9 protein-coding genes are annotated in these 12,486 nt (G+C 58.3%); 4 read left to right on the forward strand and 5 right to left on the reverse strand.

All coding sequences use genetic code 11. The features are described 5' to 3' along the window. Positions 1-32 precede the first annotated feature (32 nt). The gene (locus OXR61_RS20535; protein WP_021509506.1) at positions 33-1,400 is read left to right on the forward strand and encodes an MFS transporter; all 1,368 of its coding nucleotides are present in this window, start codon (positions 33-35) and stop codon (positions 1,398-1,400) included. Positions 1,401-1,523: 123 nt separating this feature from the next. Here OXR61_RS20535 and OXR61_RS20540 read toward each other — a convergent pair whose 3' ends face one another. Next, entirely contained in the window at positions 1,524-2,864 is a 1,341-nt protein-coding gene (locus OXR61_RS20540) for an MFS transporter (protein WP_021509507.1), read from the reverse strand. A 335-nt stretch (positions 2,865-3,199) separates the two neighbouring features. Here OXR61_RS20540 and OXR61_RS20545 point away from each other — a divergent pair, with 335 nt between their 5' ends. After that, positions 3,200-3,586, forward strand: coding sequence for a thioesterase family protein (locus OXR61_RS20545; RefSeq protein WP_267412530.1), 387 nt, complete (start codon positions 3,200-3,202; stop codon positions 3,584-3,586). 29 nt (positions 3,587-3,615) lie between these two features. Here OXR61_RS20545 and OXR61_RS20550 read toward each other — a convergent pair whose 3' ends face one another. Beyond that, on the reverse strand, positions 3,616-4,674 hold the full coding sequence (locus OXR61_RS20550; RefSeq protein ID WP_021509509.1) for a nitronate monooxygenase: 1,059 nt from the start codon (positions 4,672-4,674) through the stop codon (positions 3,616-3,618). A 409-nt stretch (positions 4,675-5,083) separates the two neighbouring features. Between OXR61_RS20550 and OXR61_RS23365 the strand changes: the two genes are divergently transcribed. Continuing rightward, positions 5,084-6,370: a PAS domain-containing methyl-accepting chemotaxis protein gene (locus OXR61_RS23365; RefSeq protein ID WP_021509510.1), complete on the forward strand. Its 1,287-nt coding sequence runs from the start codon at positions 5,084-5,086 to the stop codon at positions 6,368-6,370. A 32-nt stretch (positions 6,371-6,402) separates the two neighbouring features. Here the strand turns inward: OXR61_RS23365 and OXR61_RS20565 are convergent, their stop codons facing one another. Beyond that, the gene (locus OXR61_RS20565; protein ID WP_021509511.1) at positions 6,403-7,470 is read right to left on the reverse strand and encodes an acyltransferase; all 1,068 of its coding nucleotides are present in this window, start codon (positions 7,468-7,470) and stop codon (positions 6,403-6,405) included. A gap of 449 nt (positions 7,471-7,919) precedes the next feature. On the opposite strand from OXR61_RS20565, the gene OXR61_RS20570 reads away from it, so the two are divergent. Then, positions 7,920-10,514, forward strand: coding sequence for an EAL domain-containing protein (locus OXR61_RS20570; protein ID WP_276591612.1), 2,595 nt, complete (start codon positions 7,920-7,922; stop codon positions 10,512-10,514). A gap of 30 nt (positions 10,515-10,544) precedes the next feature. Here the strand turns inward: OXR61_RS20570 and OXR61_RS20575 are convergent, their stop codons facing one another. Then, the gene (locus OXR61_RS20575; RefSeq protein ID WP_021509513.1) at positions 10,545-11,858 is read right to left on the reverse strand and encodes an MFS transporter; all 1,314 of its coding nucleotides are present in this window, start codon (positions 11,856-11,858) and stop codon (positions 10,545-10,547) included. Beyond that, complete coding sequence (locus OXR61_RS20580) at positions 11,845-12,486, reverse strand: DUF4286 family protein (RefSeq protein WP_031280108.1); 642 nt, start codon at positions 12,484-12,486, stop codon at positions 11,845-11,847. Before OXR61_RS20580 ends, OXR61_RS20575 begins: the two co-directional genes overlap by 14 nt.

Genomic DNA, 12,486 nt, shown 5'->3' on the forward strand with positions numbered 1-12,486 from the left:
CTCTGCGTCATCCGAACGCACCGGAGATTACTATGACCCTGCACTCAACATCCAGCCCTGCGCCGGCTCAGCCGGCTGCGGTGCCACCCCGCCATGAAACGCTCAGCGAACAGGATTTCCAGGACAGTGAGCAGGCGGCCGCCAAAGCCTTTCGTCGCATTCTGCCGTTTATCTTTATCTGCTATGTGGTCAGCTACCTTGACCGCACCAACGTCAGCTTTGCCGCGCTGGGCATGAACGCCGATCTCGGCATCACCGCCGAACAGTTTGGCTTCGGCGCAGGCATGTTTTTTATCGGCTATTTCCTGTTTGAAATTCCCAGCAACCTGATCATGCAAAAAGTGGGCGCGCGCATCTGGATCGCGCGCATCATGATTTCGTGGGGGTTGATTTCGATGGCGACCGCGTTCATCAGCGGCCCCGTCAGCTTTGCCATTGCGCGCTTCTGTCTCGGCGTAGCAGAGGCCGGCTTTACCCCCGGCATCTATCTGTTCTTTACCTACTGGTTCCCTGGCAGCTGGCGCGCCAAAATCACCGCCGCGTTCCTGGTCGGCATTCCGGTGGCCAATATCATCGGCTCACCGATTTCCGGCGCGCTGATGCAGATCACCGGCCATGAGCATATCCGTAACTGGCAGTGGCTGCTGTTGATTGAAGGCTTACCGGCGGTGATCCTCGGCGTCATGTGCCTGTTTGTCCTGAGCGACCGGCCGGAGAAAGCGCGCTGGCTGGCACCGCGTGAACAGCAGTTGCTGAGCCGCCGGCTGGCCGATGAGCAGCAGCAAATCGCGGCAACGCACGGTTCCCAGATGCGCGACGCGCTGCGCAATCCGCTGCTGTATCTGCTGGCGTTTATTAACTTTTGCGGCATTGTGGGTTCGATCGGCGTGGGACTGTGGATGCCGCAGATCATCAAACAGCTCGGTGTGAGCCATACGGCAACCGGCTTTCTTGCCGCGCTGCCCTATGTCTGCGGTGCCGTGAGCATGCTGTTGTGGGCGCGCCGCGCTAATGCATCAGCGCACCGTATTCGCTGGATCAGCGGCGCGCTGGTGATCGCCGCCTTAGCCCTGATGTGCAGCGCGCTGAGCGATGCGCCGGTGATCAAAATGCTGGCGCTGTGCTGCACCGTCAGCGGTATTCTGGCGTTTCAGGCCTCGTTCTGGGCGCTGCCTTCCGGCTTTTTAACCGGCAATGCCGCCGCAGGCGGCTTAGCCATGATTGTCTCGATTGGTAATCTCGGCGGCTTCTTCGGCCCGTCGCTGATCGGCTATGTGCGTCAGTCTACCGGCGGCTTTATGTGGGCGCTGCTGGCGGTGGCGGCAGTCCTGATGATTGGCGCACTGGCGGTCGCCATGGTGAAAGATCCGTGGCGCCAGCGCAGCGCTGAGCAGAGATAATAACGCCGCGTTTCCCGGTGTGCCTGTGGCGCATCGGGAAACGGATGTTTTACAGGATGAAAGCAGGATAACGGCAGACGTGATGAGCCAGATACGTGCCCTCCCTGGCACAGGCTCATGAGATTATTTCCCGGTGCTGGCCACCGGCTGTTCCGCTTCAACGTGCAGCTTTTTGCTGCGTCCCATCAGCAATACCGCAATGCCGCCCGCCGCACACAGCAGCGCCAGAGGAATCATCGCCATCGCATGGCTGCCGGTTTTCTCATTGATGATGCCGTAAACGTTCACCATCAGCCCGCCACCAATCAGGTTGGCCATCGCGCCGATAGCAGCCAGACCGGCCGCTGCGGTGGTTGAGGACATCCAGCCCGAGGCCAGCGCCCAGAACGGCCCTTTCATCGAGTAAGCACCAATCAGCACCAGTGACAGAATCACCACGCTGCCCGCCAGCGTATCGGTCAGGAACGCCGCCAGCAGTCCACCGGCAATCAGGAACAGCGTCAGCGCGGTGTGCCAGCGACGCTCACCGCTGCGGTCCGAACTACGGCCCCAGACAATCATCAGAATCGATGCCAGACCATACGGGATCGCATTCATCAAACCGGTGGTGAAGTTATCCAGGCCAAATGATTTCAGCAGCTGCGGTGACCAGACGCTCAGCGTCGAACCCGCTGCCGACGCGCCGGCGTAAATCAGCGCCATCACCCAGATATGCTTGTGGCGCAGCAGCTGCCACAGCGTGATATGACCAATCGCTTTACGCTGTGCATTCTCTTCAGCCAGTTTGCCGCTCAGCCAGTTGCGCTGTTCGCTGGTCAGCCAGTGGGCATTTTCCGGACGGTTGCTGAGCAGGAAGAAAGCCAGCACCCCCAGCACAATCGCCGGGAATCCTTCGATGATAAACAGCCAGTGCCAGCCGCGCAGGCCGAACCAGCCGTCCATCGTCAGGATTGCGCCCGAGATCGGCGAGCCAATAAAGTTGGCTGCCGGGATCGCCACCATAAAGGTCGCAATTACGCGCGCGCGATATTTCGCCGGAATCCAGTAAGTCAGATAAAGGATCACGCCGGGAAAGAAGCCGGCTTCGGCAGCGCCCAGCAGAAAGCGAAGCACGTAGAGCATTTCCGCACTGCTGACGAACGCGGTGCACACCGAGACAATGCCCCACGTCACCATGATGCGCGAAATCCAGATTTTGGCGCCAATCTTCTGCATCGCGAGGTTGCTTGGCACCTCAAACAGAAAATAGCCAACAAAAAACAGGCTGCTTGCCAGGCCAAACACCGCTTTGCTCAGCCCGAGATCTTCATTCATTTGCAGGGACGCCATGCCGATGTTGCCGCGATCGATAATGGCGATCAGATAGCAGACGATCAGGAACGGCAGAATGCGCCAGATGACGCGTTTTACGGTCTGCTGCTCAATATCGGGCACAGCGGCCGCGCGGGTTATCTTGTCAGACATAGAGTTCCTCACAGAGTCATGGCTTAACGCAAATCGGCCAGTGTTGTTGTTTTACTCTGTACAACCTTCGTGTACATAGTAAAACCATTATGTTTGGCCGCGCGACCCTGCGCAGAAAAATGTGTCCGGGCTGCGTGATTTGTCACAAAAAGGTAGCCAGTTGATTATGGATATGTGATGCAGCTGTCAGTTTCTGCTGCAGCACGGGAAAATACCAGCATTCATTCTGCCAGGCGACAGTGGAATTACTTTGCAACATCTTGCCGTTTACCCGCGGCGTCATTCTGAGGTATACCCATTGCCTCACCGCGTAACGCGCTTATCAGGATGCAAAAATGTTCGTAAAGCACTATGACGTAGATGAAAGCCATATCGATTTTCAAGGCGTGGTCGACGGGCTGTACTACCCGTTTTACATGGAGTGGACGCGCCACGCTTACATGCGCGAGGCGCTGGGTATCGACATTGAAGAAAAGTTCAGTCAGGGCAAGATTTACATGGTGCTGGAGTACACGCTGCGCTTCCGCAAGAGCCTGGTGAAAGGCGACAAGGTGGAAGTCACCTGCGCGCTGGAACAGAACGAGAAGCGCAATCGCGTGAACTTCGTGCAGCAAATCAAGGTCGACGGCGTGGTGTATGCCGAGGCCACGTTTGTTGCCACCTGTCTCGCCAATGGGCGTCCGTCAATGCCGGAAGCGGTAACGCGCGCGCTCGGCCTGTAACGTTACGCACTATGTGGCAGCAGCCTGCTTTATGCCTGCTGCCACTCAGCAACCAGCGTCTCCACCAGCTGTGCCGCCGGCAGCGCGCGCACCCGCGCCACGCCCTGACCGGCCCATTGGGCACCAAAGCCGTCCTCGCCGTGCGCCGCAGCAGCAGCCGCCAGGGCTTTTCCCAGCGCATAAGTCAGCGGATAGTCGGGAATCTCCTCCGGCGTTACGTCATGGCACAATTCACAAAATGCGTTGCGCACGCAGCGCGCCTGACGCCCGGAGATCGCCGCCGTCATTACCGTGCCACGCTCGCCAGCTGCCAGCAGCGCGCGACGATAGGCCGCACTGGCCGCCGACTCCGGACACAGCACAAACGCCGTACCGAGCTGTACACCGCTGGCACCGAGTTTCATCATCGTCGCGATGCCGGCACCGTCCATCACGCCGCCCGCTGCCACCACCGGCAGCGTGGTGTGCTGCCGAATCGCCTGCACCAGCGCAACGGTCGAAAGCTGCTGGTCTGGCGCGCCCGGATCAAAATGGCCGCGATGGCCACCGGCTTCATAACCCTGCGCCACAATGATATCGATACCGCTGCGTGCAATTGCCCGCGCTTCCTGCGGACTGGTGGCGGTCGCTAGCGTGACAATGTCACGTTGCTTTAGCCGGGCGATGGCCGTGGCATCGGGAAGGCCGAAATGGAAACTGACCGCCGCCGGCCGCGCCTGCTCCAGTACCGCCAGCATCGCCTCATTGTGCAAAAAGCTCTGATAGATCTCCGTTAGCGCTGGCGGCAGCGCCGTCTGGTACTGCGCAAACTGCGGGCTGAATCGGCTGATCCACGCCGCCTCGCGCGCGGCATCCCGCCTTGCCGGCGCGTGACAAAATACGTTGACGTTGATCGGCTCGCTCGTCAGTGCCTGGGTGTGGGCAATCATGTCTGCCGCCTGCTGCGGCGTCACCGCGCCGACGCTAATCGATCCCAGCGCCCCGGCATTGGATACCGCTGCGGCCAGCTGCGGCGTGGCGACACCGGCCATCGGTGCCTGAATCAGCGGATACTGCAGTTTTAACAGCTGGCACAGCGCGGTCGTCATGGTGGTTTTTCTCCAACCCGTCATCGGGCGTTGATTGCGTCACGTCTCGGGCATTAACATACATTTAACATGCATCTTTTAACAAGTCCGCTGGACACTTTTCTTACCCGCACGCGCGGCGTTGATCACTTTTTTCTCACATTTTTAACGCCACGGTCGATAATCAAAGTTGCATAGCAAAAACAGCTTTCAGCTTGCGCTGTAACAACATCAGGCAGGTAACACTATTACACACCCCACCTGCGCACATCGGTGCGTAGCGAGACAGCAGCCGGTGCCTGTGGCACGGCTGTAATGGACAACCGGGGTAATCATGCGGTGCCCTCCACTGGAGGCGCCGAATGCGTTAGCACGCGCGCATCTGCGCCTGCATTTCGTTCAACAGCATACCAAGCGCCTGAGGTCTCTCATGTTCGGGGTGAAAAAATCGAGCCTTTCTCTGCCATTTGCCAAAAGTGGCGACATTGCTAAGGATATTGAAGCGATAAAGCAGCATGTTGCGTGGATTGAGTTTTCACCGGCCGGTGAAATCCTCAGCGCCAATGCACAATTTTTACAGGTCACCGGCTATCAGCTGCATGAAATTCAGGGACAGCATCACCGGATTTTCTGCAGCCCTGCTTACAGCCAGTCATCCGACTATTACGCCTTCTGGCAAACGCTGGCCGCCGGCGAATCGGTGAACGGCATTTTTGAGCGTTTCAACAAGCAGCATCAGCGCTTCTGGCTCAGCGCGACCTATTTTCCGGTGAGCGATGAGCGCGGCAAAGTGTACAAAGTGATCAAGGTCGCGAGCGACATCACCGCGCGCCATCAGGAGCTGGAGCATAAAGAGGCGGTGATAACGGCGCTGGACCGTTCGATGGCGGTGATTGAATTCACGCCGGACGGTCACATCATTACCGCCAACGCCAACTTCCTAACCCACATGGGCTATACCCTGCCAGCCATCGCCGGCCAGCATCATCGCCTGTTCTGCTTCGACAATTTTTACCGCGAGAACCCGGACTTCTGGCGCAAAATTGGCAATGGTCAGCATTTTGTCGGTCGTTTTGAGCGTAAGACCGCCAGCGGCGAGCGCATCTGGCTGGAGGCGAGCTACAACCCGGTGTTTGACGGCGATGGTAAGGTCTACAAAGTGATTAAGATCGCCTCGGATATCACCGCGCGCGTCGAGGCGGCGAAGCGCGTGGCGGATATCGCACTGACCACCTCTGAGCAGACCTCACAAATTACCGATAACGCTAATGAAGTGCTGGATGAAACGGTGCGTAACTCCGGACTGGTGGCGCAGCAGGTGAATGCCGCCGCCGAAATTGGCGCGCAACTCACCGCCTCGGCCAGGAGCATCAGCGACGTGGTGGAAACCATCAACCTGATTGCCTCACAGACCAACATTCTGGCACTGAATGCCGCCATCGAATCCGCACGCGCCGGCGAGGCCGGACGTGGCTTCAGCGTGGTGGCAGGTGAAGTGCGCCGCCTGGCGGCCTCGACCGCCAGTGCCACCAAACAGATATCCGTGGTCGTGGAACAAAACGCCGACCTGATCCAGCAGATGTATCAGCAGCTGGATGAGGTCAGGCAATTTGTGGTGACTGAACAGGAGAAGATCAGCGTGCTGTCGCGCAGCCTGCGGGAAATCAACAGTGGCGTACACGAGTTTGTGAACGTCATTCACCGGCTGGATGTGTGACAGAGTACGCGGGAGCGCTGGCTCCCGCGCGATTACAGCCCGCTGCCCGCCTGCGGCGCGGGCTGCCGCTTCCACTTCAGCGCATTACGCAGCGCCGGTTCCGCATATTTACTGATCAGCCAGGCAACATAATACAGTACGCTGGCCACCACCACCGGCAGCATCGTCATCACCGCTTCATTTTTGATATAGCCATTAAGCTTTATCAATATCGCGATCATTAAATTTTCATGAATCAGATACAGGGCGTAACTGACAAATCCGATGGCGGTGAAAAAGCGCAGGGAAAGCCAGCGCTCAATCTGTCTGGAATAAAAGCTGGCGATAAAAAACAGCATTACCAGTAACAGCGGCACCACGGCGACCACGCCGCTGTTTTTAACGTAGTAGCTGAAATTAATCAGCAAGGCCAGCGCGGTCAGCGCGTAGTGATAACGTTTATCGCGCCCGTGCAGACGTTCATAAACCAGACAGCCGACCATAAACCAGGCGTAGTGAATAAAACCGAATTTTGAAATTACATCGATTAATAATGGATGGCCGAGTGATTTCAATACCGATGAGGCGGAAAGTAATAACATCGGCACAATCAGCGCCGGCAGAAAATATTTACGTCCAAAGGTAAAATAAACCGCGCCAATAATCAGATAAAACAGCGCTTCAACATAGAGAGACCAGAACGATCCGGCCATGGAGCGGAATTCAATGCCGGTCAGTTGCGTCAGCGTTTCAGGATTAACAAAGATCAGGCCGGGCAGCAGGTTGCGGCTTTCCGGTGTCATCAACGACCATTCCGGGAAAAAACCACCGGCGATATACAGCAGCAGACTGGCAATCAGCATCGCCGGAAACAGGCGCAGCCAGCGTTTTTTAAGGAAGCTGAGATAGCCGTGTGATTTATCCAGCGTCATAAATATGACAAAGCCGGAGATCATAAAAAACAACTGCACGCCAACCCAGCCAAATGCCAGCAGCGGAATATGCTGGGTAGTGGCGGCATACGGCAACAGTTCGGGCCAGCGGGCATAGGCGTGATAAGCAATCACCAGCAGGATCGCTAATCCGCGCATGCCATCAAGATGCGTGATACGTGGTTGCATAAGTGGTCTCTGGAAAGAGGAGCAGATGGGTTTCAGCAAATTAGCACTGACAAAGATTTACACTCAACAAGAATAGTCCTGGATAACGCAGCATTAATTAAAGATAAAACTCTGCCAGCCTGAACGTTAAATCATGCTCTGATAAATTATGGCTGTAATATATTCACAGTCATAATTCTTAAATAAACGCTAAGCTATTAGCGCAACGGGAAAAGTTTACCGGCATTTGCCGTATTGCACTGGAGCAAACGCAGCGGCAGGGCCTTTTATTAACAGACCTTATGCGAATCTGATTGCGCCACGGCATCGTCGGGCACCTGGCAGAATATGCGATCTGTTTTTGCCGCTCCGCTCACGCTTTTTTTACTTTTTCGCCCAGGTTCGGCGCAGTCATGCCGATACTCATAACGTACTTATGAAATATCATTTTACTGGTTTGTGATAAGTCTATGATGGCGAAACGTTCACTGATGGATTTCCCGACCGATGGTCGGATGCGCGGACTGATGCGCCAGCCGATGCTGCTGATGGTGCTGCTGATTTTTCTCTCCTTTATGGTGGCGCTGGTGACGCTGTGCTTTATCGCCAGCGATCTCAACCAGCAGGAGGCGCGGCAAAACCGCCTGTTGCTGGACAAGGCGTTGCAGACGCGTCAGGAAGTGATGCAGTTTCACCTCTCCGATAATGCAGAATGGGGCGAAGCCTACCAAAACCTGCACCGCACGCTGAATACTGACTGGGCGTGGACGCGGCAGAATCTGGGTGAGTCGCTGTTCCAGACCTTTGCCTACGAGGGCGTGTTTGTCATCGCGCCGCGCGGCGATACGGTTTACAGCGTGATCGACGGTCAGCTGCAGCAACGCGATTTCACCGACTGGCTCGGTCGCCAGCAACTGCCCGCGCTGCGTCAGCAGTTACAGCACAATGACGGTAAGGCGCTGTCGCGCTTTGTGGTGGTAAACCAGCAACTGGTGCTGCTGTGCGCCGCATGGATCACCACCGGTGGCGATAACAGCGTGCCGCAGGAGCCCGGCCCGCCATCGCTGATGATCTTTGCCGATCGCCTGACGCCGGACAAGCTGCTGCAGCTGGGGCATGAATACGGCATCAACGCGCTGCGGGTGGAATTCGCTGCACCCCGCGCGCCAGTGGCGGAAAGCCTGCGCCTCGCCGCCGACGGCCATGACGCCACGCTGCGCTGGACCAGCAGCAACCCCGGCGGTAAATTGCTGACCGCCCTGCTGCCGCTGCTGGTGATCGCCATGCTAATCACGCTGTATGGCGCCATCATGCTGATGCGCAACGCGCTGCGTAAAGCGCAGCTCAATGATGAAAATACGCTGCTGCTGGCGCAAAGCCAGCGGGCGCTCAGCGCCAGCGAACGCCGCTTCCGTGATATCGCCGAAATTACCACCGACTGGATTTGGGAGATGGACGAACAGCTGCGCTTCAGCTGGGTTTCCGGCCGTTTCCCGGTAGTTACCGGGTTTACCAGCGAGGAGTGGCTGCAGCGCACGCTACTGGATTTCCTGCTGTGCGATGAACACCAGCGCGCCCGGCTTTTGCAGCTGGCAGACTCTGGCGGTCAGCTTACGCTGAACGGCTGCCGCTATCTCTCCGCTCAGCATCAGCCGCGCTACTGCAATCTGACCCTCAAGCGCGTCAGCCTGGCGCATGGCGTCAGCGGCTTTCGCGGCAGCGCCAGCGACGTAACGCTGGAAGTTGAAGCGCAGGCGCGCGCGCACTATCTGTCGCACTTCGATGAACTGACCGGACTGGCCAACCGCGTGCAGATGCGCGAATTCCTCACGGGGCAGCTGAGCCTGCCGCTGCCGGCGCAGCCGCTACTGGCGATGATTATGATCGACCTGGATAAATTCAAACCGGTCAATGATCTCTACGGTCATGCGGCGGGCGATCAGGTGCTGCATGCGGTATCAGATCGTATCCGGCGCACGCTGAACGGCAACGGCCTGGTGGCGCGGCTCGGCGGCGATGAGTTTGTGGTGATTCTGCCGGAGGCGGGCAGCCGCGAGCAGGTCGACGCGCTGTGTCAGCAGCTCATCGCCCAGCTCAATCTGCCGTTCCCGGTGTACGACAACGACATCCACATCGGCGGCAGTCTCGGCATCGCGCTGGCCCCGCAGGATGCCGACAACGCCAGCGATCTGCTGCGCTTCGCCGACATCGCGCTGTATAAAGCGAAAAACAGCGGCCGCAACCAGTGGATATTTTTCGACCGTGACATGGAAGAGAAAATTGTGCAGCGGCGCGAAATGGAGCATGAGCTGCGCGCAGCGCTGCAGGAGAACCAGCTGCGGCTGGTCTATCAGACGCGCTATGACCTGATCGCGCAGCACATCAGCGCGGTCGAGGCGCTGGTACGCTGGCAGCATCCGCGGCTGGGCTTACTGATGCCCGATCAGTTTATTCCGCTGGCCGAAGAGACCGGCCTGATCAGCGCACTGAGCGACTGGGTGCTGCTCAATGCCTGCGAGGATATCGCCCGTTACCGGCCGGAAATGGCGGTTTCAGTGAATATTTCCGCCAGCGAGTTGCAGGATAGCGCCTTAGCCGAACGCATCACCCGGGTGCTGCAGCTCAGCGGCTTGCCGAGCCAGCGGCTGGAAATTGAAGTCACGGAAAACGCGCTGCTGAGCGATCCGGATAAAACCCTGGCGGTGATGCAGGCGGTAAAAGCGCTGGGGGTGAGATTTCTGATTGATGATTTTGGCACCGGCTATGCGTCGCTGTGCTACCTGCGCGCCTTCCCGTTCGACGGCATCAAAATCGATAAATCCTTTATTTTTCCGCTGGCCGATTCGCCCCAGGCGCGCCAGGTGGTGGAAAACATGATTGGACTCGGCAAAGCCTATTCCCTCTCGGTAACCGCGGAAGGCGTGGAAACGCCGGTGCAAATGTCGCAGCTGCAGGAGCTGGCGTGCGATGCCATTCAGGGTTACTACATCGGACGACCGCTGCCGCTGCCGCAAATCTCGACCGAGCCGCCGCAGAGTGAACCGGCGCTGCACATGAATATTTGATAAAAGGTGGCGATCCTTCGCCAGAGGTGATTACAGCGACTGGTGCGCGGTTTCTTTGGCTTTCCATAAGGCAAACAGGGTGATCGCCAGCGCCAGCGTCACATATAGCGACACCCACAGCGTGCTGCCCAGCTCTTTATACAGCGAGGTAATGATCAGCGGGGCAAAACCGCCGCCGATGATGCCGGCCAGCGTATAGGCCAGTGACGAACCGGCATAGCGCACGTGACTCGGGAACTGCTCGGTGACAAACGCCGCCTGCGGACCGTACATCATGGCGTGAATCAGCAGGCCAATCACCACCGCCAGCACAATCAGCCACGGCTGAGTGCTGTCGAGCAGGACAAAAAACACAAACGACCAGACAATAGCCAGCAGCGCGCCGGCAATGTACACCGGACGGCGGCCGAGGCGGTCGGACAGCGCGCCAAACAGCGGCACCGTCAACGCGTTGCCAATCGCGCCGACCATCGTCGCCATCAGCGCCAGCGGACGCGGCAGCTGTAACACGGTGGTGACGTATGTCAGGGTGAACACCACCACCAGCGCGTACAGCACGTCAGAGCCGATGCGCGAGCCGCCGGCGATCAGCAGTTCACGTGGATAGCGCAGGAACACCTCTTTCAGCGGCGTGTGGCTGGTTTTCTCCGCCTGCTGCATCGCCACGAAAGTCGGGGTTTCTTCCACGCCACGCCGCAGCCACAGGCCAAACATCACCAGCAGCAGACTGAGCAGGAACGGGATGCGCCAGCCCCACTCCTGAAACTGTTCGCCGCTGAGTGACAACGTCACTAAAGTGATAAAGCCGGTGCCAATCAGCGTACCGCAGGAAGGCCCGACCTGGGCGAACGAGGCGTTACGCCCGCGCTTACTGGCTTCGCCGTGCTCCATGGAGAGCAACACCGCGCCGGCCCATTCGCCGCCCAGCGCGATGCCCTGCACAAAGCGCAGCGCCACCAGCAGAATCGGGCTCCAGATGCCCCATAGCGCATAACCGGGCAGCATGCCCATCAGCGCCGTGGTCACGCCCATGATCACCAGCGTGGTGATCAAGACCGCCTTGCGTCCGGCGACATCCCCGAGATGGCCAAAGATAAAACCACCCACCGGACGTGATACATAACCGACCGCGTAAGTTGAAAACGCCAGAATGGTGCCGACCAGCGGGTCGAAGCTGGGGAAAAACACATGGTTAAACACCAGCGCCGCCATGATGTTGTAAACGGTAAAGTCGTACCACTCCAGCGCGGTGCCGATGGAGCTGGCCGCAGCAAGACGGCCGGTGTGGGTTTTCCCTGCTGCGGCACGCGCGGCGTGCGGCAGAGTAGAATCAGTATTCGCCATGTGCCATCTCCTGTTTAGTGAGCTGCCAGCTGAGCGCATAAAATTCAGCGCGGGCATTGAGCGCCTGTGACGCGGCCGCCGCCAGTGTCTGGCAGGCATCGGCGCACGAACAGCTGAGCAGCAGCATCGGCTGCATGGCACGCTGCGCCCGATCTTCCTGCGGCAGCGGCGTGCTCAGCGTGGTGTCCGGCGTAAGTAAGCGCGAGGCGATATAGCCCGGCACCGTAGCAACCTGCTGCTGCCAGGCGTTGAGCGTTGCAGTTTCAATGCCAGCCTGTAGCGTCAGCACCGCAAGGTGGCTGCCGCTGCCCTGACCGTGCTGCTGGGTGATGGCGCACACGCGGCGCATCGGTTTGATCATCCGCTCCAGGTTCTTTACCGACCACGGCGTCTGGCGCGTAAAGGCGGCGTAGTAATCGGCGCTGGTGAAGGTTTCCAGCGAGCGGGTTTCATACAGTCCGAGGTACTTGCGTTCAGCCTCCAGCGCCTGATAGCGCGTGCCGCTGAGAAAGCCGTCAATGGCGACGCGCTCGGCGACATGTTCATGGTCATACCATTGATTGAAATCAGCTTCGTTTTCAGCGGCGACGTTGGTGGCGACAAACAGCATGCCGTGAGGATGTGTCAT

This window comes from Pantoea sp. GM_Pan_4 (genome assembly GCF_026541005.1).
In the GTDB taxonomy this organism is placed as follows: domain Bacteria; phylum Pseudomonadota; class Gammaproteobacteria; order Enterobacterales; family Enterobacteriaceae; genus Pantoea; species Pantoea dispersa.

Bases quoted from the DNA above. Each gene is read 5' to 3' on its own strand.
- OXR61_RS20535 (WP_021509506.1), top strand. From the start codon at position 33: ATGACCCTGCACTCAACATCCAGCCCTGCGCCGGCTCAGCCGGCTGCG.
- OXR61_RS20540 (WP_021509507.1), bottom strand. From the start codon at position 2,864: ATGTCTGACAAGATAACCCGCGCGGCCGCTGTGCCCGATATTGAGCAG.
- OXR61_RS20545 (WP_267412530.1), top strand. From the start codon at position 3,200: ATGTTCGTAAAGCACTATGACGTAGATGAAAGCCATATCGATTTTCAA.
- OXR61_RS20550 (WP_021509509.1), bottom strand. From the start codon at position 4,674: ATGACGACCGCGCTGTGCCAGCTGTTAAAACTGCAGTATCCGCTGATT.
- OXR61_RS23365 (WP_021509510.1), top strand. From the start codon at position 5,084: ATGTTCGGGGTGAAAAAATCGAGCCTTTCTCTGCCATTTGCCAAAAGT.
- OXR61_RS20565 (WP_021509511.1), bottom strand. From the start codon at position 7,470: ATGCAACCACGTATCACGCATCTTGATGGCATGCGCGGATTAGCGATC.
- OXR61_RS20570 (WP_276591612.1), top strand. From the start codon at position 7,920: ATGATGGCGAAACGTTCACTGATGGATTTCCCGACCGATGGTCGGATG.
- OXR61_RS20575 (WP_021509513.1), bottom strand. From the start codon at position 11,858: ATGGCGAATACTGATTCTACTCTGCCGCACGCCGCGCGTGCCGCAGCA.
- OXR61_RS20580 (WP_031280108.1), bottom strand. From the start codon at position 12,486: ATGACACATCCTCACGGCATGCTGTTTGTCGCCACCAACGTCGCCGCT.